Here is a 26,170-nt window from a genome sequence, read left to right as displayed (position 1 = left end):
GAAAGGCGAAGATTTAAGGACAAGATGAACTATGAAAGTACCTCATTTGCCACAAGACTTACCGTTTAACGACGACCAGAAAACCTGGTTAGCGGGCTTCTTTTCAGGTCTGCACTCGCGTTTATTGGTAAAAGAAGAGTCCGTAGTACACGCGGAAACTAAGCCTCAGGTTAAAGGCCTGACCATCTTATATGGAACACAAACAGGTAACGCGGAAAGCGTTGCTTACGAAACCGCCGAAAAAGCCAAAGAGTACGGCTTAACAGCGACCGTCCACGATATGGATGATGTCGATGCACAAATCTTTGTTAAGTCCTCGCGCATTCTCATTGTGACGAGTACTTATGGCGAAGGTGAAATGCCAGACAATGCCGAGAATCTATGGCAAACCATGAAGAGTGATAACGCTCCGAAATTGGATGGCACCTTCTACTCAATCCTTGCACTAGGCGACACGAGCTACGATGAGTTCTGTCTGGCGGGTAAGCTTTGGGATGAGCGACTCGAAGAGCTAGGGGCAACTCGTGTGACCTCTCGCGTCGACTGCGACATTGACTTTGAACAGCCAGCGGAAGAGTGGATGATAGCAACACTTCCGGGTATTGCGGACAAAGGCGATGATGGAGAAGCCGTTGCCGATGGTGCGAGTGCGCCAAAGAAGAAATCTAAGTTCGGTCGTAAGAACCCGCTGCAAGCGACGTTGAAGGAAAAACGTGTACTTAACCAAAAAGGTTCCAGTAAAGAAATTGTTCATTACGAGTTCTCACTAGAGGGTTCTGGTGAATTCTATAAAGCGGGGGACGCGCTTAACGTTATTCCTCAAAACCAGCCAGACTTAGTTGATGCGTTTCTTGAACACCTCAAGTTTAGCGGTGAGGAGAAACCATCGTGGAATGGTGAAAACCACAGCCTAAGAGAGATTTTCACTCGCTTCTTGGACATTCGTACACCGTCAAAAGAGTTTGTTAAAGCACTGGCGGAAAGTGCAAGCGACCACAAACTGCTGGAGATGATCGCCAATGAAGACAACTCTGCGCTGAATGACTATCTATGGGGTAAAGACACGCTAGACCTCCTGCGCGGTTACCCAAATGTCACTCTGTCTCTCGCAGAGGTACTATCGCTGCTTAAACCAATCGCACCACGTGCCTACTCAATTTCATCTAGCTTGAACAAGCACAACGATGAAGTACACCTCACCATTGGTAGTGTGAGATACAAAAATGGTGAGCGCTCCTACAACGGTACTTGCTCTACTTGGTTGGCCGACATCGTTGAAACCGGTGAGAAGGTTCCTGTTTACTTTGCTCCCAACAAGAGCTTTGCGGTACCAGAAGACGATAAAGCACCTATGATCATGGTTGGTCCGGGTACGGGTATTGCGCCATTTAGAGCCTTCCTTGAAGAGCGTGAAGTGCAAGCTTCACCGGGTGACAACTGGCTTATCTTCGGTGACCGAAACAGCGCAACTGACTTTATCTATCGAGATGAAATAGAAGCACTGCAAGAAAAAGGGGTTCTTACCAAGCTAGACCTCGCTTTCTCAAGGGATCAGGAAGAGAAGATCTACGTACAAGACAAGATGCGTGAAAACGGCGAAGAGCTGTTTGCATGGCTAGAGCGCGGTGGATACTTCTTTGTTTGTGGCGACGCTTACTATATGGCAAAGGACGTAGATAAAGCCTTGCACGATGTCATCGAGACGCATGGCAAAATGTCTGAAGACGACGCCAAAGAGTACGTTAACCAAATGAAGAAACAGAAGCGCTACGTACGAGACGTTTACTAATCGCACTAGACTATTTAGAGCATTAGCACAAAAAGGATCCATTAGTTGGATCCTTTTTCTTTGCCTTTCATATAATAAAAGTTACCAAACACCAAGATGCTCAACAACGATGAAAAAAATCACTCTCGCCCTTCTGATATTAGGGCTTACTGCATGTAGTCAAGGAGTCACTGATATGTCTGATCGCAGCAATGCGCCATGTGGCGATAAGCCCAACTGCGTCTCTACTCAGGACAATAGAGATAAGCACACCCTCGCCCCTTACTCTTTAAAACAAGGGGTGACGATTGAACAGGTTAAAACGGCTGCACTCCAGCTATCCGGCGCAAAACTCGCCAGTGAAAAAGATCAGTATTTACACATCGAATGCACAAGCAAGATTATGCGATTTGTCGATGACCTTGAGCTGAAAATTGAAGGTGAGCAGTTAATTGTTCGCTCCGAATCTAGAGTGGGTTACTCCGATTTTGGCGTAAATAGAAAGCGTGCGGAAAAGCTAAGAGAAATACTGAAAGATACTGGACTACTGAAATAGAATAACCGGAGCAACAAGCTCCGGTTTTGTTACCTATTGGTATTAGCGAAAGACCACTAATCGCTTGGGTGCGATTTTTCCATCGTCGTTCATTTCACCAACGCCGATAAAAATCTTCTCTTCACCCATGGTCAAGCGAACCTGACCATCGACAGGTGCACCAAATACTTGTACCGGTTGGCCATGTTGAACCAAGTCTGCAAGCTCTGGTACTAAGTTCACCTCAGGTAAGTTCTCAACCGCGGTGTCCATTGGCAGTAACAAAGTATCCAGTAGATCCTTTGGCGCCTTCTCTTCGCGATGTGCTTGCTCTAGAAGCGCCTCTAGTTGCTCTAGAGTCACCATTCGCTCGTAAGGGTAGTTTGCCACTCCCGTACGACGCAACATAGTGACATGGGCACCACAGCCCAGCATTTCACCCAGATCATCAACAATAGTGCGAATGTAGGTGCCTTTCGAACAGTGCACTTCCATTTCCACTTCATCGCCTTCAAAGCGATGTAGAACGATTTCGTATACCGTGATCTTTCGAGACTCTCTCGGCACTTCAATGCCTTCGCGAGCGTACTCGTAAAGTGGTCGACTTGATACTTCAATGCAGAAAACATCGATGGGATCTGATCTGTTGTGCCGCGAAACTTATCAATACACGCTTCAAGCTGATCTTGTTCAACATTTACAGGGCGAGTTTCTACCACGTCGCATCAGAGTCCGAGGTATCGGTGCGTTCACCCAGCTTGGCAATCACACGATAGCGTTTGTCGGAATCTAGTAAAAACTGAGAAAACTTGGTCGCTTCACCCAGACAGATAGGCAACATGCCCGTTGCTAGTGGATCAAGCGCTCCAGTATGACCCGCTTTATCAGCAAAATAGATACGCTTTACTTTTTGCAGAGCATCGTTAGATGAAATTCCCGTTGGCTTATCCAGCAGTACAACACCGTGGACAGCGCGGCCTTTGCGACGACGAGCCATTACTCTTCGTCCTCTCGGCCTGCCTCACTCTGCTTGCGCTTGTCTTCACTGCGCACTTCGCTCACAAGGTTAGACATGCGCATACCTTCGACCAGCGTATTGTCGTATTGGAAGCGGATTTCAGGAGTTAGGCGCAAGCGGATACGCTTGCCTAACATCATTCGAATATGCGCCTCGTGCTCGCGCAAAGCTGAGAGACAAGATTCTGGTGTTTGCTCACCCACGCAAAGGAAAGTCACAAATACTTTTGCATAAGCTAGGTCGCGAGATACTTCCACATCGGAAATGGTGACCATTCCAAGACGAGAATCGCGAACTTCTCTTTGTAGGATCATAGCGAGTTCTTTTTGCAACTGCTGCGCCACTCGCTGCGTGCGGCTAAATTCTTTTGACATAATTTTTCTCTTAATAGAAAGAATGGGGGGATGGTTTAAACCAGCCCCCCATGGCGTATTTAACAACCAATTACACTCAATTTAGAAACTGAAATGTAATTTTAGTCAATTAGTCCAGTGTACGTTTGATTTCCACTGTTTCGAAGACTTCGATTTGGTCACCAACGCGAACGTCGTTGTAGTTCTTAACGCCGATACCACATTCGTAACCGCTCTTAACTTCTTGAACATCGTCTTTAAAGCGACGTAGTGACTCTAGCTCACCTTCGTAGATAACCACGTTCTCGCGCAGTACGCGGATTGGGTTGTTACGCTTGATAAGACCTTCTGTCACCATACAACCAGCGATTGCGCCAAGTTTTGGTGACTTAAATACGTCACGTACTTCTGCAAGACCGATGATCTCTTGCTTGAATTCAGGAGCAAGCATACCGCCCATCGCCTGTTTCACTTCATCAATCAACTGGTAGATGATTGAGTAGTAACGCAAGTCAACGCTTGCAGCTTCAATCGCACGACGAGCTGATGCGTCAGCACGAACGTTAAAGCCAAGGATGATAGCGTTAGATGCTTCTGCAAGTACTGCATCAGTCTCGGTAATACCACCAACACCAGAACCAACGATGTTTACTTTCACTTCGTCAGTAGACAGTTTCAGTAGAGAGTCAGAGATTGCTTCTACAGAACCTTGTACGTCAGCTTTAAGTACTACGTTCAACTCAGCAACATCACCAGCAGCCATGTTAGAGAACATATTCTCTAGCTTCGCTTTCTGCTGACGAGCCAGTTTCACTTCGCGGAACTTACCTTGACGGTAGTTAGCCACTTCACGAGCTTTACGCTCATCGCGTACTACTGTCGCTTCGTCACCTGATGAAGGTACACCTGAAAGACCCAAGATCTCTACAGGGATAGAAGGACCAGCTTCAGTCACCTCTTTACCTACTTCATCGCGCATTGCACGTACACGGCCGTATTCTTGACCACATAGTACGATGTCACCTTTGCGTAGCGTACCAGACTGAACCAGTACAGTAGCAACAGGACCGCGACCTTTATCAAGGAACGACTCAACAACCACACCCGATGCCATGCCTTCTGCAACCGCAGAAAGTTCAAGTACTTCGGCTTGTAGAAGAATAGACTCTAGAAGACCATCGATGTTAGTTCCCTGTTTTGCAGAGATGTGAACGAAGATGTTCTCACCGCCCCACTCTTCAGGAATAACGTCGTACTGTGCCAGCTCGTTCTTAACGTTGTCTGGGTTCGCGTCTTCTTTATCGATCTTGTTGACTGCAATAATCAAAGGTACTTCTGCCGCTTTTGCGTGCTGAATCGCTTCGATTGTCTGTGGCATAACACCATCGTCTGCTGCAACTACAAGTACAACGATATCCGTAGCCTGAGCACCACGTGCACGCATTGCGGTAAACGCCGCGTGTCCCGGAGTATCTAGGAAAGTGATCATACCGTTGTCAGTTTCTACGTGGTATGCACCGATGTGCTGGGTAATACCACCCGCTTCACCAGAGGCAACGTGAGTACGGCGGATGTAGTCAAGCGTCGATGTTTTACCGTGGTCAACGTGACCCATGATAGTAACAACTGGCGCGCGCGGTACGGCTTCTGCATCGCTATCGCGATCAGACAGTACAGCTTCTTCCAACTCGTTCTCTTTGCGTAGAACAACTTTGTGACCCATTTCTTCAGCCACTAACTGTGCTGTTTCTTGATCAATCACTTGGTTGATGGTTGCCATAGCACCCATCTTCATCATAACTTTAATTACTTCAGTCGCCTTCACAGACATCTTCTGTGCTAGCTCAGAAACAACAACCGTCTCGCCAATAACAACGTCAGACTTAGCAACCTGTGCTGACTTATCAAAGCCGTGCTGCATTGAAGCAGGTTTTGCAGGTTTAGCTAGTTTGCCTTTACGACCTCTATTGCCTTTGCGAGGACTGCGTGCTTCGTCGTTAGTTTTAGAAGCTTTCTTCTTACGACGACGGCCACCACCTTCTTCACGACGATCTGCTTCGTCTTCGGCTTCACGTGCATAGTGTGAAGTCGTTACATGGTAATCTGTATTTTCCATCTCACCTTTTTTCTCTTCTTCCGCAGACCAACGCTCTTTATTTTTTTCGGCCATCTCGCGAGCTTGTTCTAACTGACGCTGACTTTCTTCTTCAGCCTTACGTCTCGCTTCCTCTTCCTGACGACGTTTAAGCTCCTCGGCCTCTTTTCGCGCTGCTTCTTGCTGTAACTTCTCTTCAGCGGTTTGCTCGGCAGGTTTCTCTGCTTCGCGCTTCGCTTTCTCTTCCGCTTCGCGCTTGGCTTTTGCTTCAGCCTCGCGCTTCGCTTTTGCTTCAGCATCACGTTTCGCTTTTTCTTCAGCTTCGCGTTTTGCTTTTTCTTCCGCTTCGCGTTTCGCTGCTTCTTCGGCTTCTCTTTGTGCCGCTTCTTCAGCTTCGCGCTTCGCTTCATCTTCGATTGTGCTGCGTTTTACGTAGGTACGCTTTTTACGCACTTCAACCTGAACATTCTTACTTTTGCCACCACCAGCACTCACACTTAGAGTGCTGCGGGTTTTACGCTGGAGTGTCAGACGTGTTGGCGATGCTTCACCAGTGCTGTCGCCGTGTTCTTTCTTAAGGTGAGTAAGCAGCTTTTGCTTCTCGTCTTCAGAAATCATATCTGAGCTTGTCTTGCTCATTCCAGCATCAGCAAGTTGCTCTACCAAGCGGTCTACTGGTGTACCTATTTCGTCACTCAGTGCTTTAACAGTAATTTGTGTCATCCGCTTTCTCCCTTGCTGAAATTATGCTTCTTCGCCAAACCAACAGATATTACGAGCCGCCATGATAAGTTCACCTGCGCGCTCTTCTGTTAGGTCTTCGATACCTTCTAAATCATCAATACCTTGGTCAGCTAGATCTTCCAGTGTCGCTACACCTTTCGCTGCCAGTTTGAATGCCATTTCGCGCTCTAGACCTTCCAGTGCTAGCAGATCCTCTGCTGGCTCTAGGCCTTCAAACGACTCTTCTTGCGCTAGAGCAAGAGTTGTCAGTGCTTCTTTTGCACGGTTGCGCAACTCTTCTACTAGGTCTTCATCCAGACCTTCTACTTCTAGAAGCTCATTTACTGGTACATAAGCGACTTCTTCTAGAGTAGAGAAGCCTTCTTCTACCAATAACTCAGCGAAGTCCTGCTCGATATCGAGGTACTTCATAAAGTTCTCGATAGAAGCCAATGACTCTTCTTCGTGTTTTTTCTGCAGTTCTTCTACTGTCATCACGTTCAGTTCCCAGCCAGTTAGCTGAGAAGCAAGACGGATGTTTTGACCGTTACGGCCAATCGCTTGTGCTAGGTTGTCTGCTTCAACGGCGATGTCCATTGCGTGAGCATCTTCATCTACGATGATTGATGCAACATCGGCTGGTGCCATTGCATTGATAACAAATTGAGCTGGGTTATCGTCCCAAAGTACGATGTCGATACGCTCGCCGCCCAGTTCACCAGAAACCGCTTGTACACGTGCGCCACGCATACCCACACAAGCACCAACTGGGTCAATGCGACGGTCGTTAGTTTTCACTGCGATTTTCGCACGAGAACCTGGATCGCGAGCAGCGCCTTTCAGCTCGATGATCTCTTCAGCAATTTCTGGCACTTCTACTCGGAATAGTTCAGCCAGCATTTCTGGCTTAGAGCGAGTAACAAATAGCTGGAAGCCACGAGCTTCTGGAGCAACCTTGTATAGAAGACCACGTACACGGTCGCCCGGACGGAAGTTTTCACGAGGTAGTTGATCATCGCGAAGAATAACAGACTCTGCGTTGTTACCTAGGTCTAGAATGATGGTTTCGCGGTTAACTTTCTTAACCACACCCGTCACTAGCTCACCTTCATTATCGATGAACTGTTCAACAATTTGTGCACGCTCAGCTTCACGTACTTTCTGTACGATAACTTGCTTAGCTGTTTGAGTAGTGATGCGGTCAAAGGTCACTGACTCAATTTCATCTTCTACGAAATCGCCAAGTTCCATGCTGTCGTCTTCGTAGCGCGCCGCTTCAAGTGAGATCTCTTTTGTTGGGAACTCAACTTCTTCAACCACCAACCAACGGCGGTACGTATCAAACTCACCAGTGCGACGGTCAATTTCAACGCGTACGTCGATCTCAATTTCGTGTTTTTTCTTAGTCGATGTAGCCAGTGCAATCTCTAGGGCTTCAAAAATACGCTCACGAGGTACCCCTTTCTCATTAGATACCGCTTCTGCTACCGCTAAAATTTCTTTACTCATTGTTTATAGCCTCTAAGACTTAAAATTTAGGGATCAGGTTCGCTTTCGCAATATTGCTTAGGGCAAACTCTTCTTGTTGACCATCAACGGTCAGCAATATGGTTTCACCATCAACTGAGTGGATTTCTCCTTTCCACTTACGACGGTTGCCCACGGCCATTTTCAGAACGACGCTCACCTCGTGACCAATAAATTGCTCGTAATGTGCTGCTTTAAAAAGCGGTCTTTCCAAGCCTGGTGAAGACACTTCAAGGTTATAAGCCACTGAAATCGGATCTTCGACATCCAATACAGCACTTACTTGATGACTTACCTCAGCACAATCGTCTACATTGATGCCATTTTCATGGTCGATGTAGATTCTTAAAGTTGAGTGCTCGCCAGCACGGATAAATTCTAATCCAACTAACTCATACCCTGACGCCGCTACGGGCGCGTCAAGCATTTCAGTAAGTTGTCTTTCTAAACCAGTCATTTAAACCACTCCAGAAACAAAAAAAGGGCTCAGAGCCCATTTTCAATTCCAAGCAAGATTTGAATTTTCGATTTCAAAAATTCAAATAACAAAAAACCCCGAAAGTCGGGGTTTTTTGTTGCTGGACCCTGATAATCAGAAGGCTTACTTCTGACCCGCAATGCAAGCATTGCGCAAACTTGTCCACATCTATTCGACAGTTCGAAAGATTGGTTGCGGGGGCCGGATTTGAACCGACGACCTTCGGGTTATGAGCCCGACGAGCTACCAAGCTGCTCCACCCCGCGTCCGACTTGTGAGCAATTATACGCCCTACAAGGTGTTTTACAAGTTTGTAAATCAATGGTGCCGAGAGAGGGACTCGAACCCTCACACCAAAGGCACTAGCACCTCATGCTAGCGTGTCTACCAATTTCACCATCTCGGCAACGATAAGCTTTTGCTTATTGAGGAATTTCTTCACCTAAAGGTGCTGGAATTTCACTCGTCGCATCATCAGCTTGTTGAATCACTTGGCCTTGAGTTGGGTCAATCCACTGGGATTCAGTTTTGTGTGTAGACATATTGCCTAACACTAAGCTAATGACAAAAAATACTGTTGCAAAAATTGCAGTCATTCGAGTTAGGAAATTCCCTGAGCCGCCTGCGCCAAACACTGTGTTTGATGCGCCTGCACCGAATGAGGCTCCCATATCTGCGCCTTTACCTTGTTGAATCAGCACTAGGCCGATTACACCAACCGCTGCCAACAGGTAAATCACAAGTAGAACTGTAAACATTATTTCCACCTATGTTCCAAATTGTTGAGCCAGCGCCGTTCAAGAAATTAATTTTCTGAACAAGGCCAGCGCCCTCCTTGCTGAAGGCCGAGCAATACTAGCGAAAGCTTGCTTACCTGACAAGGAAAAATTAGCAAAAAAGTCCAACTTAAGAATCAAACGGTTAAAAAAGGGGCAAAAGCGGCTTTTAGTCCAACAGGGATAAAAAGCCGCCTATAACTTAACAGCTCGCTTTTACGACATCAGCGATCTTAAGTGCGCTGCGCTGGACAAGTTCAGCGTCCTCACCTTCAACCATAACTCGAATTAAAGGCTCCGTACCTGACTTTCTCAATAGCACTCGACCTTTGTCAGCAAGTTCTGCTTCCACTTCGGCGACACTGGCAAGAACCGTTTCTGACTCTAGTGGGTTGGTATCTCCTGAGAATCGAACGTTTTCCAGTACCTGAGGGTAAAGCGTCATTCCTTGCGATAGCTCGTGCAATGACATACCGCTATCAACCACTGAAGCAATCACTTGTAGTGAAGCTACAATGGCGTCACCCGTCGTCACTTTATCAAGTAGAATGACATGGCCTGAGTTTTCAGCGCCAATCTTCCAGCCTTTATCGAGTAGTTTTTCCATCACATAACGGTCACCGACTGAAGCTCGAACAAAAGGAATGCCTAACTGCTTAAGACCGTTTTCCATGCCTAGGTTGGTCATCAAAGTTCCAACCACACCACCTTTCAGTTCACCTCGGCGCAAAGCATCGCGAGCAATAATATACGCGATTTGGTCACCATCAACTTTGTTACCAAGATGATCAACCATAATAATTCGGTCACCATCTCCGTCGTAAGCCACGCCCAGTACAGCTTGTTCTTCAACCACGCGCTTTTGCAAAGCTCGTACATCGGTGGCACCCACTTCTTCGTTGATGTTCAAACCGTCTGGTTCTGTTCCCATTGGGATGACATCCGCCCCTAACTCTTTAAACACGTTAGGCGCGATATGGTAAGTTGCCCCATGAGCGCAATCGACTACGATCTTTACTCCCGCCAAACTTAAATGGCTGGGGAAGGTACTTTTACAAAACTCGATGTAACGACCAGCCGCATCATCAAGACGTGAAGCCTTGCCTAACGACGCCGATTCTACACATTCGATATCTTTGTCCAGCTCGGCTTCAATTGCCAACTCGATATCGTCCGGAAGCTTCGTTCCTTCAGACGAGAAGAACTTTATACCGTTGTCGTAATATGGGTTGTGGGAAGCAGAGATTACGATACCCGCTTCAGCGCGGAATGTTTGGGTTAGGTACGCGACCGCCGGCGTTGGCATTGGTCCCGTAAAGGTCGCTTTTAAGCCAGCTGCCGCTAAGCCTGCTTCTAAAGCCGACTCAAGCATATAGCCTGAAATGCGTGTATCTTTACCTATAATGACCTTTTTAGTGCCTTGCTTTGCCAAAACGCGTCCGGCAGCCCAGCCAAGCTTAAGTACAAAGTCCGGTGTAATTGGGTATTGTCCTACCTTACCTCTTACCCCATCCGTACCAAAATAGCGTCTTTTGTTCGACATATGGATTCCTAATAGTATTTATTTATTTTGATTTGTTTTGTTCACCACCTTTAGAGCATCGATCGTTTCCACATAGTCGTGGACACGAATGATTTGCGCTCCTTTCAATGCCGCCATAGTGGCACAAGCGACACTAGCTGCCACGCATTCCGCTGGTGTTTTATCTAACAACTTAAACAACATTGATTTGCGCGACATACCTGCAAGCACGGGAAGCCCTAATTGGTGGAAGGCTTCCAAGTTAGCAAGCATATGATAATTGTGTTCTACTGTTTTACCAAAACCAAAACCGGGATCGAGAATAATGTTATCCCTGTGGATCCCTGCCTTTTCACAATGCGTGATTCGTTGTTGTAGAAACTCTTTAACCTCTTCTATTACGTTATCGTAGTGAGGAGCGTTTTGCATGGTTCTAGGCTGCCCCTTCATGTGCATTAAACACACTGGCAAACCTGACTCTGCCGCGACTTCTATCGCCCCCGGCTCTTGCAAAGCTCGTACGTCATTGATGATATCAGCACCTGCGGCAATGGCTTGTTTCATCACCTCTGCTTTACTGGTATCTATTGAAATCCACACATCGCTCTTTTTTCGAATCGCTTTGATAACAGGGATCACTCGTTGCAGTTCATCCGCGAGCGCGACGTCAGGTGCACCGGGGCGCGTTGATTCACCTCCAATATCAATGATAGATACCCCCGCCTCTATCATCTTTTCTACTTGAGCAAGCGCATTATCTATTTCATTGAACTTTCCTCCATCTGAAAAGGAGTCCGGAGTCACGTTCAAAATTCCCATCACAATAGGCTGATTGAGATCCAGTGATTTGCCATTGGCTCGAATGATCATTGTACTTCCCTAAAACAGAAAAACCCCGAGTTCCCCCGAGGTTTTAATATAAACAGCAACTTATTCAGAGTCTTTCTTTTCGCTCTTTTCTACAGGTGCTTCTTCATTGGACTCTTCCACCTTCTCCTGCTCAGCTTTCGCCTCTGGTTCAGGAGTGGCTTCTGGCTCAGCTTTAGCTTCTGCCTTCGCCTTTGGAGGAGTTTGGTCATCCGTCCAACCCGCTGGCTCACGAATTTCTTCCTTGCGATCCATCAGGTCATCAATTTGACCCGCATCGATGGTTTCGTATTTCATCAAGGCGTCTTTCATGGCGTGCATAATATCCATGTTCTCTTCAAGGATTTTCTTAGCACGCTCGTAGTTGCGGTCGATGATTTGACGTATCTCATCATCAATCAACTTAGCGGTATCGTCAGACATATGCTTGGTTTGGGTAACACTGCGGCCTAGGAAAACTTCACCCTCTTCTTCTGCGTAAAGAAGTGGACCCAGTTTTTCTGAGAAACCCCATTGAGTGACCATCTTACGAGCGATGTCTGTTGCGCGTTCGATATCGTTAGAAGCGCCCGTTGATACTTTATCTGCACCGTAGATAAGCTCTTCTGCAAGACGTCCGCCGTACAAACTAGAAACCATTGATTCTAAGTGTTGACGAGACATACTTACTCGATCTTGCTCTGGCAAGTACATAGTCACACCCAGCGCTCGGCCACGTGGAATAATGGACACTTTGTACACAGGGTCGTGCTCAGGCACTAAGCGACCCACAATTGCGTGGCCTGCTTCATGGTAAGCTGTTGACTCTTTTGTATCTTCCGACATCACCATTGAACGGCGCTCAGCACCCATCATGATCTTGTCTTTCGCCAATTCAAACTCCACCATAGAAACATTTCGCTTGTTACCACGTGCGGCAAACAGAGCAGCTTCGTTCACTAGGTTAGCCAGATCGGCACCAGAGAAACCCGGAGTACCACGAGCAATTAGTGAAGGCTCAACGTCACCCGCTAGAGGCACTTTACGCATGTGAACTTTCAAGATCTGCTCACGGCCACGTACGTCAGGAAGACCAACTACGACCTGACGGTCAAAACGACCTGGACGAAGTAGTGCAGGGTCAAGTACGTCTGGACGGTTGGTGGCAGCGATAACGATAATTCCTTCGTTACCTTCAAAACCATCCATCTCTACTAGCATTTGGTTAAGCGTTTGCTCACGCTCATCGTGACCACCACCAACACCAGCGCCACGTTGACGACCTACTGCATCAATCTCATCGATAAAGATAATACAAGGAGACGCTTTCTTCGCTTGCTCGAACATGTCACGTACACGGGATGCACCCACACCTACGAACATTTCTACAAAATCTGAACCTGAGATAGTAAAGAATGGTACTTTTGCTTCACCGGCGATCGCTTTCGCAAGTAGCGTTTTACCTGTACCCGGTGGACCCACCATCAACACGCCCGTTGGGATCTTACCGCCCAACTTCTGGAATCGACTTGGATCGCGCAAGTAATCAACCAACTCTTTCACGTCCTCTTTTGCTTCGTCACAACCAGCAACATCAGCAAAAGTAGTTTTAATTTGCTCTTCGCTCATCATGCGCGCTTTGCTCTTACCGAACGACATGGCGCCTTTGCCACCGCCGCCCTGCATTTGGCGCATAAAGAAGATCCACACCCCGATAAGCAGAATCATTGGGAACCACGAGATAAAGATATTACCTAGTAAGCTCTGCTCTTCAGGCGGTGTGCCCATCACTTTTACATTTTGATTAATCAGGTCGTCCAGAAGCTTCTGATCATAAACAGGCATGTAAGTAACATATCTGGCACCGCCTCCGCGACGCATGAAGGTAATTTCACCGTCTTTGAAGGTTGCTTCCTGAATCTGGCCCTGGCCAACTTCCTGTACGAATGTGGTGTAATCAACAGCTCTTCCATTGTTTTCCCCAGGACCAAAGCTCTGGAAAACTGACATCAGAACAACGGCGATCACAAGCCACAGAATTAAATTTTTTGCCATGTCACTCAAGGTGTAAGCCTCGCGATAACTAATTGTAATTAAAGGTAGGGTACTACAGTTTGGTACCTGTAGCTATAGTGTTAACTTTTTCGCAACTCTGCAAATAGTTAACCTTTGTAACCAGTGGCTACTATGTATACTTCGCGGGATCTAGCCCTTGAAGAATCAGGTTTGCGGATTTTCACAACCTTAAATAGGTCACGTACATCCTTTACGTATTGGTCAAAGCCTTCGCCTTGGAATACTTTAACCACAAAACTACCATTGGGTGCCAAAACTTGTCGACACATATCTAATGCTAGTTCAACAAGATACATTGCACGAGGTTGATCGACAGATAAATTTCCAGCCATGTTCGGAGCCATGTCCGACATCACAATATCAACCATGTCTGGTTGAATTCTTTCAAGTAATGCCTCAAGAACCGAATCTTCTCTAAAATCACCCTGCAAGAAAGCCACACCAGCAATGGAATCCATTGGCAAAATGTCACAAGCGATCACTTGTCCCTCTTGACCTACAAGCTTAGCAGCGTATTGAGACCAGCCACCAGGCGCAGCACCCAAATCGACCACTGTCATGCCCGGCTTTAGAAGTTTGTCTTTCTCTTGGATCTCTTCAATTTTAAAAATCGCACGGCTGCGATAACCTTTTTTCTTGGCTTCATTAACGTATTTATCGTCAAAGTGCTCTTTGAGCCAACGGCCAGAACTTGCCGAATGTTTTTGTTTACTCATTAATGTCCCAATAGGATCAGTTTTTACCCAAGTAAATCGCTTTACCAATCAAGCATGGATGACTTAGGTATTAGAGGTAACCTAATAAATTATAGTCTTCCGTGATAGATGGCGTTAAAATAAGATTTTTCAACCCTTATATTAAATAAAATTGGCCGCGTAATGAACCTAAGCACCAAACAAAAACAGCATCTAAAAGGTCTGGCACACAACCTTAAACCCGTTGTGCTACTGGGCGCGAATGGACTAACTGAAGCTGTTCTTGCGGAAATTGAAATCGCTCTAAACCACCACGAACTGATCAAAGTGAAGGTGTCGTCGGAAGATCGCGAAACCAAAAACCTGATCGTTGACGCTATCGTGCGTGAATCTAAGGCAGAAAAAGTTCAAGTGATCGGTAAAACTCTAGTGCTTTATCGTCAATCTGAAGAACGCAAGATTGAGCTGCCACGCAAGTAATATTTAGCTCAAAGAGAAAAGGTCGCCATGGCGACCTTTTTCGTTTTAGAGATACTCTACTTTTTCGATATCGTAATCTTTTGCACCACCTGGTGTGGTAATAGAGACTTCATCGCCTTCCATCTTGCCAATTAAGCCACGAGCCATTGGCGAACTTACCGAGATGCGACCCGCTTTAATGTCGGCTTCGTCATCGCCTACGATTTGGTAAGTTTTCTCTTCTTCCGTATCAACATCCACAAGTGTTACTGTCGAACCGAAGATAACCTTGCCTTGGTTATCCATCTTAGTCACATCGATAACCTGAGCGACCGACAGTTTGTATTCGATATCACGAATTTGAGCTTCACAAATGCCCTGCTCTTCACGAGCGGCGTGGTACTCAGCGTTTTCTTTAAGGTCGCCCAGCTCTCTCGCTTCGGCAATCGCCTCTGAAATTTGAGGACGCAACTTCAACAGTCTTTCTAATTCTTTGCGCAGCTTTTCTTCGCCGCGGACAGTCATTGGAACTTTTTCCATCTTTTACCTCTGAGCCAAAGCTATCTTTGGACAAAACAAAACTACCCAACCCGAGAGGATTAGGTAGTAGGTTAAATTCGATATTTTTATTAGTGTAAACAAACTTGGCGATCAGATCATCCAAAATCGGAAACTCTATGTCAGCACTGGGTTATATGTATCAATAACGGAAAATACTCATCCTAAATCACCGACCTAAATCACACTCACTCTAGAAAAGTCGGGTAAAAAGATCTAAATAATCCACCACTAACAGAAACCTGACACAAGCGACAAATGTCATTGAAAAACAATTAATTACAAACAACAAAATGACAATAAAACACTGTTCAAAAATGTGATTTATATCATTTTACTAACCCCTGATGAACTTTAGCGTTAAAACTTTGTTCGTCGATTGCTATGGGCGGTCAGGTTCTGCATTTTTTCGATTTCGATAAAACACCAACTTAGAACCAGATGGAAATGCTCGGAGCAGTGGAAACAGAGAGTCACAACGAATGTGTCTACTCAAAAATGACTATTTATGGACAGTAAATTAGGACTAATAAGATGAACAAAACTCTGATTGCTCTAGCGATTGCTGGTGCGGTAACTGCGACTGGCGCTACTGCTGCTGAAGTATACAACCAAGATGGTAACTCTCTAGAGATCGGCGGTCGCGCTGAAGCGCGCATGTCTCTTCAAGATGGCAAAGCCGATGACAAATCTCGTGTACGTTTAAACATTAAAGGTATCACTCAGCTTACTGACAGCCTATACGGCGTAGGTTTCTACGAGGGTGAGTTCACAACTGCAGACAACGACCCTGCTAAAGATGACGACATCGAACACCGTTACACCTATGCGGGTATCGGCGGCAACTTTGGTGAAATCACTTACGGTAAAAACGATGGCGCACTAGGTGTGATCACCGACTTTACCGATATCATGGCTTACCACGGTAACAACGCAGCATACAAAATTGACGTTGCTGACCGCATCGACAACACGCTAGCGTACAAGGGTCAATTTTCAGACCTAAGCCTAAAAGCAAGCTACCGCTTCGCTAACCGCGTAGAAAAGACCGATGGTTCTGGCTACACCGACGACAAAACTGATGGTTACTCTCTATCGGCTATCTACGCTATCGGCGACACTGGTTTTAAACTAGGTGCTGGTTACGCGGATCAAGATTCTGGTGAAACTGGTGGTGTTAAAAAGTCGAGCGACCAATTTATGCTAGCGGCTTCTTACTCTATTAACGATTTGTACTTCGCTGGTACTTATGTTGATGGTCAAGACAAAGATGGTTACACCAAAACAGATAAGCAAGGTTACGAACTAGCTGCTGCTTACAACATGGGTCAAACGGTATTCTCTACCACGTACAACTACCTAGAAGGTAAGACAGCTGGTGCTAAAGAGGACCTTCAAGACAAGCTAGCGGTAGATGCAACTTACTACTTCAAGCCTAACTTCCGCGGTTACGTATCTTACAACTTCAACTTACTCTCTGCTGGCGACAACAATGGCCAAGTATCGAAAGCTGACGCTGAAGACGAAATCGCTCTAGGTCTACGCTACGACTTCTAAGTCGCACTTAAGACTGACTCTTTTAAGCACCTGCAATCACGCAGGTGCTTTTCTATTTACGAAACAAAGAAGATTGCTACAAGCGACACAAACTGGCATCTATCAGTCACAGGAGTATACTGGTTATTCGTACTTTAAAACTGGCATGGATTTATGAACGCGGCACTTAGAACAACTCTTTTTTTTAGTAGTATTTTCGCTGCTATAATTCCCGTGTTTTCATTCGCTTACACCCCTACCAACCACCTTCCCGCTGGAAGCCGAAGTGCCCTTACGATACGCGCCTTAGAAAGTGGCGAAACCCTGCTAAATGCTGGCTATAGCGATCAATTTTTTCCTCCAGCAAGTACGCTAAAAACCGTCACCGCACTTGCCGCTAAGCTCGAACTTGGTAGCCAGTTTAAGTTTTCGACTCGTATAGAGACTGGATCTGAAGGCTTAGTGATTCGGTTCTCTGGTGACCCTACCCTAAAAAGTGATGATATTACCTATTTGCTTAAAGAAGCCAAGAAGCAAATAGGCAATACTATCCGCGGTGATATCTGGCTAGATAACAGCGCATTTAGCGGCTACGAACGCGCTGTGGGATGGCCTTGGGATATTTTAGGGGTTTGCTACAGCGCACCTGCCAGTGCCATTACATTAGACGAAAATTGCGTACCCGCTTCAGTCTCTAGTGAAGCTGGCGGAAAAACTCGTGTTTACGTACCGCCTCAATACCCTATTTACGTATCGACACAAGCGCAAAGTGTTGATAAAGCGTATCAAAAAGGGACTCAGTGTAGCCTAGAGTTAATTGCCAACTCGGACAATCACTATCAACTTCAGGGCTGTATGTTAGAGAGAAAAAAACCGCTTCCTCTAAAGTTTGCCGTGCAGAATCCCTCGGTTTACACCTCTAGAGTCATTAGCACTCTAATAAACCAGTTGGGATTTGAATTTAATGGTGTCATCAAAGTAGGCAGTCCTACTGGCAGTAACTACCAAACTTTAGCCACTCACTACTCTCCTCGCCTCGATGCTTTACTAGAGGAGATGCTAAAGAAATCTGACAACCTGATTGCCGACAACCTTACCAAAGCTCTTGGTGCTCATTTCTTTGTGCAACCAGGGAGTTTTGGCAACGGTACCGAAGCGATCAAACAGATCATCTTCGCCCACACGGGGATCGATATCAGTAAGGCAAAATTAGCGGATGGGTCTGGATTATCGCGCAATAACCGCTTTACCGTGGACGACATGGCCGCCATATTGAGATACATCTGGGATAACGAAGATCAACTACAACTTATGGCACTGCTGCCTATCTCTGGCAAGAATGGTACGCTAAAGTACCGAAGAAGCATGCGTAAAACGCCAATCAAAGACCATATAAAAGCCAAAAGCGGCTCCCTCTATGGCAGCTACAATATGGCGGGTTACGGTCTAGATGAAAATGGCGTTCCTCGATCTCTCTTTGTTCAATTTGTCACTGACTACCACCCTGAAAAAAGAGACGACAACAAACCGGTTGTCGCCCCTATTGTTCAGTTTGAAAAACTCTTCTACCAAGACGTTGTAGAGTTTAGTCAGGCAATTCCTAGAAATGAGTTTACGACCGTAAAGTAAATCCACATCCCTGAAATATCTACCACGGACGCGAGTACTGGACTAACAAGTACCGCAGGATCAAGCTTACAGGCCCTTGCTAGAATAGGCAGTACTCCTCCAAGAGCGGTGGATAGAGTAACTTGAACAAAGAGCGCCATTGAAATGGCCAGTGCAATGGTATTTAAGTTAAAGCTACCAGCACTTGCCGCATCGCTAAACAGCAAGATCCGGCCAACCATGACGCTGCGATCGCCGTAGCCAAGCAAAGCGCGACTCTGCTCTCTTTCCACAACACGCTTAACCACTGACGCTTTTTTAACTCTCCGGTGGCAAGGGCTCTGATCACAAGTGTAGCGGCTTGAGTACCTGTATTACCGCCTGCTGCTGCAATCACGGGCATGTACACTGCCAGCAATACTAACTGGCTGAGTATATCTTCGTACTGCGCAATGATTAGCCCTGATACAATTCCCAGCAGAGCTAACGAAATGATCCAGCCTATTCTCTGCTTTACGTGTTCTAACACTGGTGTAGCCAAATAACTTTCGCCAGTTTCCACCTCTGAGTGGATAAGTCCTAATCGATGTGCGTAATGACGCGCGAGTTTATCTTCTCCCAACAGTTCAAGCTCATTAATCAAATGCTGAACATGGCTAAGGCTGCAATGGTGTAGTACTGCTGCCGCCTCTTCTATAGGCATCACTGTTAACAGGTGAACCTGTTTATCACGCTCGTATTGAAGAAATGCGTTGCGCGCAGCACCGATCTCTTCTTGAGAAAAATAGGTATTGTTTTCAACAAGTGTATTGTTCATTACCGTCATGGCGAATCTCCCGATTGGCAATAGGTAACGACCACCAAACCTCAACACGCCCTTTCGGCATCTTGCGGTCATAAGTCCAAGAAAAAAGGAGAAAAATAGAGGGGATAAGGATCTCTGCCCAAACGGCAGGAACAAAAATGCCAATACCGAAGCGGGTTATTTTTCTCCCTTTCTACTAGGGGGATGGTCGGTATTGTTCATAAAAGTCTCCAAAATACTGCGGCAGTCGCAGCGAGGTGCATACTATCAAACCTCAACAGCGAAAACTGCAAATTTCCTGTTAATTTCTCTATCTAGTTGCGATTTTTATACCTAAACCCAATACTCTAAAGGGCACAAGTAATGTGCGACGGCTATCAAACACCTTATGACTGATTACAAAAAGAATAAAATTCCAGAGCACATTCGTCTCAAAGGCTACAACTGCGTCGGTTGGACTTGCGTTATATTGGGGCTGATAGGAGTAACCGTCCCTCTGCTGCCTACCGTTCCTTTTATTCTATTGGCACTATATTGCTTTGGATGCTCTTCCCCAGAGTTTCAAAAGTGGCTTCTAAATCACCCGAAGCTAGGACCGCTAGCGACTCGTCTTAAGAACAAAGAGGGACTGACTAAAAAGGAGAAAATCCAATCCTTGATTGTTATCTGGTTGTCTATGGGAGCGGTACTATTTTTTGTTGCTTATGGCACTCATTGGCAATGGGCATCATCAGTTTACTTGCCTTCGAAACTTGGATCATTCTTCGCTTTAAAACATGCACAAAAAAGCGCCTTAAGGCGCTTTTTCTTTACCAGTAACAATTAAGCAATGGTTAGTCGAGCAAATTTACGCTTACCGACTTGGAAAACGTATGTGCCCGCTTCTGGAGTGAACTTAGCGTCTGCTACTTTCTCTCCATCAATTTTTGCTGCCCCTTGCTTAACCATGCGCATTGCATCAGATGTCGAAGGACAAAGGCCCGCCTCTTTAAGCAAGTTAGAGACTGGAATACCTGCATCAAAAGTGAACTCTGGCATCTCGTCTGGCATCGCGCCTTTCTGGAAGCGGTTGATAAACTCTTGCTCCGCCGCGTTTGCGTCATCTTCACTATGGAAGCGGGCAATGATCTCTTTAGCCAACAAAATCTTAATATCGCGAGGGTTTTTACCCGCTTGTACATCGGCTTTAAACTGGGCGATTTCTTCTAGTGGGCGGAAAGAGAGTAGCTCGTAGTAGCTCCACATTAGGTCATCAGAGATAGACATGATCTTACCAAACATTTCGCTTGGCGCTTCACTGATACCGATGTAGTTATGCGCAGATTTCGACATTTTCTTCTCGCCGTCTAAACCTACGAGAAGAGGCAAGGTCAAGACTGCCTGAGGCTTTTGACCGTGTGCTTTTTGCATCTCACGGCCCATTAGCAAGTTGAACTTCTGGTCTGTACCACCAAGCTCTACGTCTGTTTCCATTGCGACTGAGTCATAGCCCTGAAGCAGTGGGTACATAAATTCATGGATAGCAATCGGCTGGCCGCTGTTGTAACGCTTCTTGAATTCGTCGCGCTCAAGCATACGTGCCACTGTCTGGTTAGCGGCTAAGCGAATCATTCCTTCTGCACCAAGTTCAGACAACCACTCAGAGTTAAACTGAATCTTAGTTTTTGCAGGGTCTAGAATTTTGAATACCTGCTGTTTGTAGGTTTCAGCGTTGCGTAGCACATCTTCACGAGTGAGTGGCGGGCGAGTTTTGTTCTTACCCGTTGGATCTCCAACCATACCCGTAAAATCACCGATTAAGAAAGTGACTTCATGACCAAGTTCTTGGAAAGTACGAAGCTTGTTAAGGATTACGGTATGGCCCAGATGGATATCTGGTGCAGTAGGGTCCGCACCTAGCTTAATACGAAGAGGGCGACCCTCTTTCAGTTTTTCAATCAGTTCTTCTTCTGGAATCAGCTCCTCGACACCGCGTTTAATTTCCGCCAGTGCAGCTTCAATACTCGCCATTCTTGTTCACTCCCACAGATTTGGCAAAAATTTAATGATTTGCCATCTTACTTGAATAGCGATGATTTTTGAAACCAGTTAGACTAAACAGCTAGCTATTTTTTCAGTTTTTTTTATTTACGGACGAACGATGGTCTCTCTTTTCGCTCGATTGCCTTGGATACACCGAGCGCTTATCGTTTTTTTTAGCGCCTTAATTGTCGTTGCTCTGTTTTTGTTGCCCGAACCTAAAACACTGCGGCAAGAAACAGGTTACTATGACATTGGTAAGCCGTACCCTATCGATATTGATGCTGCCACCTTGGCGTTGACGGATAGGGAAAGCCCGCTTTCCGCTCTCAAATGGAAGAAATACACCATTGGTTCTGGTGAAAGTGCCGCGTTGCTTTTTCAACGTATAGGCCTATCTTCGCGTCTGCTTTATCAACTCACCTCTGCTGATCAAGAGATCAAAAAGCAATTATCGAGATTGCGACCGGGAGACGTACTTGAATTTGGCTTCGATGAAAGTGATCAACTCATTCAACTGCAACGCAAGCTCAGTGCTTACGAAACTTTTGTTATCTCAAAGTCTGACAATGGGTTCACTTCGCGACTAGACAAAAAAGAAGTGTTTTACCAGTACAATTACGCTGAGGCCTCTATCTCTACCAGTTTTTGGAATGCGGGGATTTCTGCGGGGATCTCTGCCAATCAGATAATGGAAATCGCGGGAATTTTTGGTTGGGATATCGACTTTGCACTAGATATTCGCAAAGGGGATTCATTTAAAATTCTGTATCAAGAAAAGGTAGTTGAAGGTGAAGTCATAGGCACTGGGCGTATTATGGCTGCTATTTTCAATAACCAAGGGGATACTTTTAAAGCCATTCTCGATGAACATAGCGACAACTATTACGACGAAAATGGCCGAGCAATGAAAAAGGCCTTCTTACGTGCCCCTCTCGATTTTAGACGAGTCAGTTCTAACTTTAATCCACGACGACTACACCCAGTAACTGGCCGTGTAAAACCCCACCGAGGTACAGATTATGTCGCGCCTGTTGGTACGCCAATATGGGCCGCTGGTGACGGTACGGTTCTCAAATCTAGCTACAACAAGTTTAACGGCCACTATGTGTTTATTAAACACAGTAATACTTACATAACTAAGTACCTTCACCTTACCAAGCGTTCGGTCAGAACGGGACAGAGAGTAAAGCAGGGCCAAACTATCGGAACTCTTGGTGGAACAGGTCGTGTAACGGGACCTCATCTTCACTATGAATTTTTGGTCAACGGAGTACACAAAAACCCTAGGACGGTTAAGTTACCTCAGTCCAAGTCATTAAAAGGAGCCGCTAAGACGACTTTTCTGGCCAACTCTGAAAACTTGTTGGCAAAGCTAGAACGCTACAGTCAGCTTTTATACGTTGCTAAATAAAAGCTAATAAACGCGAGTTTTTGCTAATAGTTCATAATAATGACCCAGCTTATTTTAAGGTGGGTCTTTTTTTATTCGCTGGTAGCCCATGAGCTTCTCACTTGAGTTTCCGATGCCCTTATCTAGCGCCAATACCAGCAATGTGCAAAAGCATTTCAAACCAGATAATTAGACATAAAAAAGCCCCACTTCAACAAGCAGGGCTTCTATTATTCCGCCAATGGGTTAGGCCTCTTCTGGCTCAACTTCAATCGGCTTATCGATTTCTTCTACTTTGTGCTGTTTACCCAACATAAGTAGGCACGGAGTCAGTACCAGTGTCAGTACTGTCGCAAAGGCAAGCCCACCTGCTACTGCGGTTGCTAATTGCGACCACCACTGGGTACTTGGCGCACCAAACTCTATTTTTTGGTTAATCAAATCGATGTTCATCTCTAGCACCATTGGCAACAGACCCAGTATGGTCGTTACCGTCGTCAGCATTACTGGTCTTAAACGCTGAACTCCAGTGCGCAAGATAGCGTCACGCTTAGACAAACCTCGGCTAAGTAGCTGGTTAAAGGTGTCAATCAATACAATGTTATTGTTAACAACAATACCCGCCAAAGCGATCACACCGATACCCGACATGACGATACCAAATGGTTTTTGGAAAATTAATAAACCTGCAAACACACCAACAGTAGAGAAAAGCACCGCACTTAAGATCAAGAAAGCTTGGTAGAAGCTATTGAACTGAGTGATCAAAATAAGCGCCATAACCACCAAGCGACGACAAATGCATTCGCCAAGAACGCCGATGAGTTTTCTTGCTCTTCGTTTTGACCACGGATCTTAAACTCCACACCATTTGGCAAATCAAGCTGCTGCAACGCGGCTTCGATTTTAGGCAGTTCAATGGCCAAGTTATACCCTTCTGCCATGTCCGCCTTAATGTTCAACACTCGATGGCCATCAATACGGTGAATCGTATCCTGTTTTCTATCCGGTACGATACTCGCAAAGTTGGTAATTGGCACTAGACCTGCCTGAGTTTTAACTCGCAACTCATCAAAACGGCCTATATCGCGTTTTTCTTCTGGATAGCGAACCAAAATATCCACTTCTTCTGTCGAATCATCCGGTAAGTAATCACCAATTTTAAGTCCGTTAGTGACAAACTGAACCGTGTTTCCGACTAAGGTGGCATCAGCGGCAAAGCGCGATGCATCATCACGGCGAATATCGATCTGCCAGTCGATGCCTTCTTTGCTTGAATCGTCATTGACGTTGATAAACGCTGGGTTGTTATCTGCCCAATGGCGAACCAATTTCGCTGCACTATCTAGATTATCTGGTACTCTAGAAGACATCTCTATCACCAGATCGTTCTCTACTGGAGGCCCCGCATCGGGTAACTTGTACTCGATCTCGACACCTGCGTATCGATCGGTGACTTGTTTCACCTCTTCGATGATCTCTTTCACTTTGCGACGATACTGCCAATCCACTGGCGTGATTTGGATCTGACCGATAAGTTCTTTCCCACCCGTCTTAGTGTAAACGCTTTCGAACTCATTTTGCGTGAGCATCACCTGCTCAATATCTCGCATAATGTCATCTTTCTCATTGATAGAGAGATCACCGTATGATCGTACTTTTACCGTAAAGAACGGCGGATCCACCTCTGGGAAGAACTCAGCCCCCAACCCTGCTTTAGAGTAGGTAAAGCCAACGCCACCGGCGAATAAAATAGCCCCAAGAAGGATCTTAAGTGGATGCTGAATAGCGACAGATAAGGTGTTGTAATAGAGCTTGGTAATACCCGTTGCCTTATCGAAATCCCCATCGTGCAAGGCAACCATCATTTCACGGTTCTTAGCCGTTACATTTTGTGGTTTGCCGATCATGCCGCCAAGAACGGGAACAAACAGCAGCGCCATTACTAGTGAAGCAGTCAGTGTTGCGATCAATGTTAACGGCAAATACTTCATAAACTCGCCAGTCACATCTGGCCAGAACAGCAAAGGGGCAAACGCAGCAAGCGTAGTAGCAGTCGACGCGGTAATAGGCCAAGCCATTCTTTTCGCCGCATCTCGGTAGGCTTGTCTACGTGGAGTGCCCTCTTGCATTCTTCGGTCTGCGAACTCGGTGACGACGATAGCACCATCCACCAGCATACCTACTGCCATAATGAGCGAGAACAGTACAACAATGTTAACGGTTAGCCCAAACACGGAAAGCACAAGCAATCCTGTCAAGAAGGAGCCGGGAATTGAGATACCAACCAGCATCGCGGTTCGCATACCCAAAATCGCAATAATGACGATAACGACTAGAATAATCGCCGATAAAATGTTGTTTTGCAGATCGTTAAGCATCATCTTAACGTCTTTCGACTGATCCCAGGTGTACTTGATCAGTAAGTTGTTCGGCCACTCTGGACGCTTCTGAGCCTCTGCTAGAACCGCTTTGACCAGATCCACCGTTTCAATGATGTTTTCGCCAGCGCGCTTTTTCACGTCTAACACGACTGCAGATTTGCCATCCAAGCGAGCAAAGCTCTCAGGATCGCGGAATGCTCGGCGAACCGTCGCGACGTCACCAAAGGTAATCACCTGTTTTCCGTCAACTTTGATCGGCAGCTCTAGAACGTCTTTTAACGAGTCAAATACCGAAGGTACTTTAACCGAGAATCGACCATAACCCGTATCAACAAAGCCCGCGGCAACCACTCGGTTGTTTTGAGCAATAAGGTTGTAGATATCTGCTTGGTCAAGGCCGTAGCTTTCCATCAAAAGTGGATCGACGATGATCTCGACGATATCTTCTCGGTCACCCGCGATATCGACTTCAAGGATTTGACGATAGCTCTCTAGTTTATCTCTTAGCTGTCTGGCGATCTGAACTATGGTACGTTCAGGAACAGTGCCGTATAACACCACCGATAGCGCCGGTTCTTCTGACGCCAAAGTCACTTCATTAACGGTGGGTTCATCACTGTCTGATGGCAATTTGGGTTTCGCCAAATCAACCGCTTCTCGAACGTCTGCCATCGCCTTGTTCAAATCGACGCCAACGGTAAACTCCAGCATCACCGAAGCGTGTCCCTCAGCGGCTGTCGAGGTCATCTCTTTGACCCCTTCAATAGAACGCAGTTCTTGTTCTATTGGACGAACTAATAAGCGTTCGGCATCGGTTGGAGATATCCCTTGGTGTCCAACAGATACATAGATAATGGGAATGGTAATATCTGGGCTAGATTCTTTAGGTATGGTGATGTATGTACCTACACCAGCAATAAGAATAAACACCAGTAAAGTGACCATAGTACGCGTTCGCGAAAGCGCCGCGTCAATGATTGAATACATAGCGCCCCC

The 26,170-nt window shown here is 46.1% G+C and carries 18 protein-coding genes, 2 tRNA genes and 3 pseudogenes; 7 read left to right on the top strand and 16 right to left on the bottom strand.

Annotated features, from left to right (window positions below; translation table 11 throughout):
- Positions 1-31: 31 nt before the first annotated feature.
- Both BLO31_RS00610 and BLO31_RS00605 read left to right on the top strand, forming a co-directional pair.
- The gene (locus BLO31_RS00610) at positions 32-1,789 is read left to right on the top strand and encodes a diflavin oxidoreductase (RefSeq protein ID WP_070962364.1); all 1,758 of its coding nucleotides are present in this window, start codon (positions 32-34) and stop codon (positions 1,787-1,789) included.
- 109 nt (positions 1,790-1,898) lie between these two features.
- A complete protein-coding gene (locus BLO31_RS00605; protein ID WP_070962362.1) occupies positions 1,899-2,324 on the top strand; it encodes a DUF1499 domain-containing protein in 426 nt (141 codons plus the stop codon).
- A gap of 42 nt (positions 2,325-2,366) precedes the next feature.
- Here BLO31_RS00605 and truB read toward each other — a convergent pair.
- The 12 genes and pseudogenes from truB to rlmE all read right to left on the bottom strand — a co-directional run bounded on the left by truB (position 2,367) and on the right by rlmE (position 14,433).
- Positions 2,367-3,300 (bottom strand): annotated as a pseudogene (gene truB, locus BLO31_RS00600) (tRNA pseudouridine(55) synthase TruB).
- Positions 3,300-3,695: a 30S ribosome-binding factor RbfA gene (rbfA, locus tag BLO31_RS00595; RefSeq protein WP_070962360.1), complete on the bottom strand. Its 396-nt coding sequence runs from the start codon at positions 3,693-3,695 to the stop codon at positions 3,300-3,302. Before rbfA ends, truB begins: the two are co-directional and overlap by 1 nt.
- Positions 3,696-3,804: 109 nt before the next feature.
- On the bottom strand, positions 3,805-6,492 hold the full coding sequence (gene infB / locus BLO31_RS00590) for a translation initiation factor IF-2 (protein WP_070962358.1): 2,688 nt from the start codon (positions 6,490-6,492) through the stop codon (positions 3,805-3,807).
- 21 nt (positions 6,493-6,513) lie between these two features.
- Positions 6,514-8,001, bottom strand: coding sequence for a transcription termination factor NusA (gene nusA, locus BLO31_RS00585; protein WP_070962356.1), 1,488 nt, complete (start codon positions 7,999-8,001; stop codon positions 6,514-6,516).
- 19 nt (positions 8,002-8,020) lie between these two features.
- The gene (gene rimP / locus BLO31_RS00580; protein ID WP_070962354.1) at positions 8,021-8,476 is read right to left on the bottom strand and encodes a ribosome maturation factor RimP; all 456 of its coding nucleotides are present in this window, start codon (positions 8,474-8,476) and stop codon (positions 8,021-8,023) included.
- A 210-nt stretch (positions 8,477-8,686) separates the two neighbouring features.
- Positions 8,687-8,763: transfer RNA gene (locus BLO31_RS00575), tRNA-Met, on the bottom strand.
- Between the two features lie 56 nt (positions 8,764-8,819).
- Positions 8,820-8,903: transfer RNA gene (locus BLO31_RS00570), tRNA-Leu, on the bottom strand.
- A gap of 16 nt (positions 8,904-8,919) precedes the next feature.
- Positions 8,920-9,255 carry a preprotein translocase subunit SecG gene (gene secG / locus BLO31_RS00565; RefSeq protein ID WP_070962352.1) on the bottom strand — a complete coding sequence of 112 codons (336 nt, stop codon included), beginning with the start codon at positions 9,253-9,255 and terminating at the stop codon, positions 8,920-8,922.
- Positions 9,256-9,475: 220 nt separating this feature from the next.
- Positions 9,476-10,816 carry a phosphoglucosamine mutase gene (glmM, locus tag BLO31_RS00560; RefSeq protein WP_070962351.1) on the bottom strand — a complete coding sequence of 447 codons (1,341 nt, stop codon included), beginning with the start codon at positions 10,814-10,816 and terminating at the stop codon, positions 9,476-9,478.
- Positions 10,817-10,834: 18 nt separating this feature from the next.
- Positions 10,835-11,665 (bottom strand): dihydropteroate synthase, encoded by an 831-nt coding sequence (folP, locus tag BLO31_RS00555; protein WP_070962349.1) that lies wholly within the window; start codon positions 11,663-11,665, stop codon positions 10,835-10,837.
- Between the two features lie 60 nt (positions 11,666-11,725).
- On the bottom strand, positions 11,726-13,696 hold the full coding sequence (gene ftsH, locus BLO31_RS00550; RefSeq protein ID WP_070962347.1) for an ATP-dependent zinc metalloprotease FtsH: 1,971 nt from the start codon (positions 13,694-13,696) through the stop codon (positions 11,726-11,728).
- A gap of 107 nt (positions 13,697-13,803) precedes the next feature.
- Positions 13,804-14,433 (bottom strand): 23S rRNA (uridine(2552)-2'-O)-methyltransferase RlmE, encoded by a 630-nt coding sequence (rlmE, locus tag BLO31_RS00545; RefSeq protein ID WP_070962345.1) that lies wholly within the window; start codon positions 14,431-14,433, stop codon positions 13,804-13,806.
- 162 nt (positions 14,434-14,595) lie between these two features.
- Here rlmE and yhbY point away from each other — a divergent pair, with 162 nt between their 5' ends.
- On the top strand, positions 14,596-14,892 hold the full coding sequence (gene yhbY / locus BLO31_RS00540; RefSeq protein ID WP_070962343.1) for a ribosome assembly RNA-binding protein YhbY: 297 nt from the start codon (positions 14,596-14,598) through the stop codon (positions 14,890-14,892).
- A gap of 45 nt (positions 14,893-14,937) precedes the next feature.
- Here yhbY and greA read toward each other — a convergent pair whose 3' ends face one another.
- The gene (gene greA, locus BLO31_RS00535) at positions 14,938-15,411 is read right to left on the bottom strand and encodes a transcription elongation factor GreA (protein WP_070962342.1); all 474 of its coding nucleotides are present in this window, start codon (positions 15,409-15,411) and stop codon (positions 14,938-14,940) included.
- A gap of 552 nt (positions 15,412-15,963) precedes the next feature.
- Between greA and BLO31_RS00530 the strand changes: the two genes are divergently transcribed.
- A complete protein-coding gene (locus BLO31_RS00530) occupies positions 15,964-16,986 on the top strand; it encodes a porin (protein WP_070962340.1) in 1,023 nt (340 codons plus the stop codon).
- 153 nt (positions 16,987-17,139) lie between these two features.
- A complete protein-coding gene (dacB, locus tag BLO31_RS00525; RefSeq protein ID WP_070962338.1) occupies positions 17,140-18,594 on the top strand; it encodes a serine-type D-Ala-D-Ala carboxypeptidase in 1,455 nt (484 codons plus the stop codon).
- Here the strand turns inward: dacB and BLO31_RS00520 are convergent.
- Positions 18,555-19,399: pseudogene (locus tag BLO31_RS00520) on the bottom strand (magnesium transporter). The gene dacB and the pseudogene BLO31_RS00520 sit on opposite strands and share 40 nt — an antisense overlap.
- Before the next feature lie 367 nt (positions 19,400-19,766).
- Here BLO31_RS00520 and BLO31_RS00515 point away from each other — a divergent pair.
- Positions 19,767-20,204: a YbaN family protein gene (locus BLO31_RS00515; protein WP_245688334.1), complete on the top strand. Its 438-nt coding sequence runs from the start codon at positions 19,767-19,769 to the stop codon at positions 20,202-20,204.
- On the opposite strand, the gene tyrS is transcribed toward BLO31_RS00515, so the two are convergent.
- Complete coding sequence (gene tyrS, locus BLO31_RS00510) at positions 20,201-21,388, bottom strand: tyrosine--tRNA ligase (protein WP_070962336.1); 1,188 nt, start codon at positions 21,386-21,388, stop codon at positions 20,201-20,203. The two genes, BLO31_RS00515 and tyrS, sit on opposite strands and share 4 nt — an antisense overlap.
- Before the next feature lie 130 nt (positions 21,389-21,518).
- On the opposite strand from tyrS, the gene shyC reads away from it, so the two are divergent.
- Positions 21,519-22,811 carry a peptidoglycan DD-endopeptidase ShyC gene (shyC, locus tag BLO31_RS00505; RefSeq protein WP_070962334.1) on the top strand — a complete coding sequence of 431 codons (1,293 nt, stop codon included), beginning with the start codon at positions 21,519-21,521 and terminating at the stop codon, positions 22,809-22,811.
- 225 nt (positions 22,812-23,036) lie between these two features.
- Here shyC and BLO31_RS00500 read toward each other — a convergent pair.
- Positions 23,037-26,161, bottom strand: a pseudogene (locus tag BLO31_RS00500) (efflux RND transporter permease subunit).
- Positions 26,162-26,170 lie beyond the last annotated feature (9 nt).

Source organism: Vibrio sonorensis (assembly GCF_001854765.1).
Classification (GTDB): domain Bacteria; phylum Pseudomonadota; class Gammaproteobacteria; order Enterobacterales; family Vibrionaceae; genus Vibrio; species Vibrio sonorensis.
Note: the sequence above shows the minus strand (reverse complement) of the source record. Positions and strands in the feature narration are given on the sequence as shown.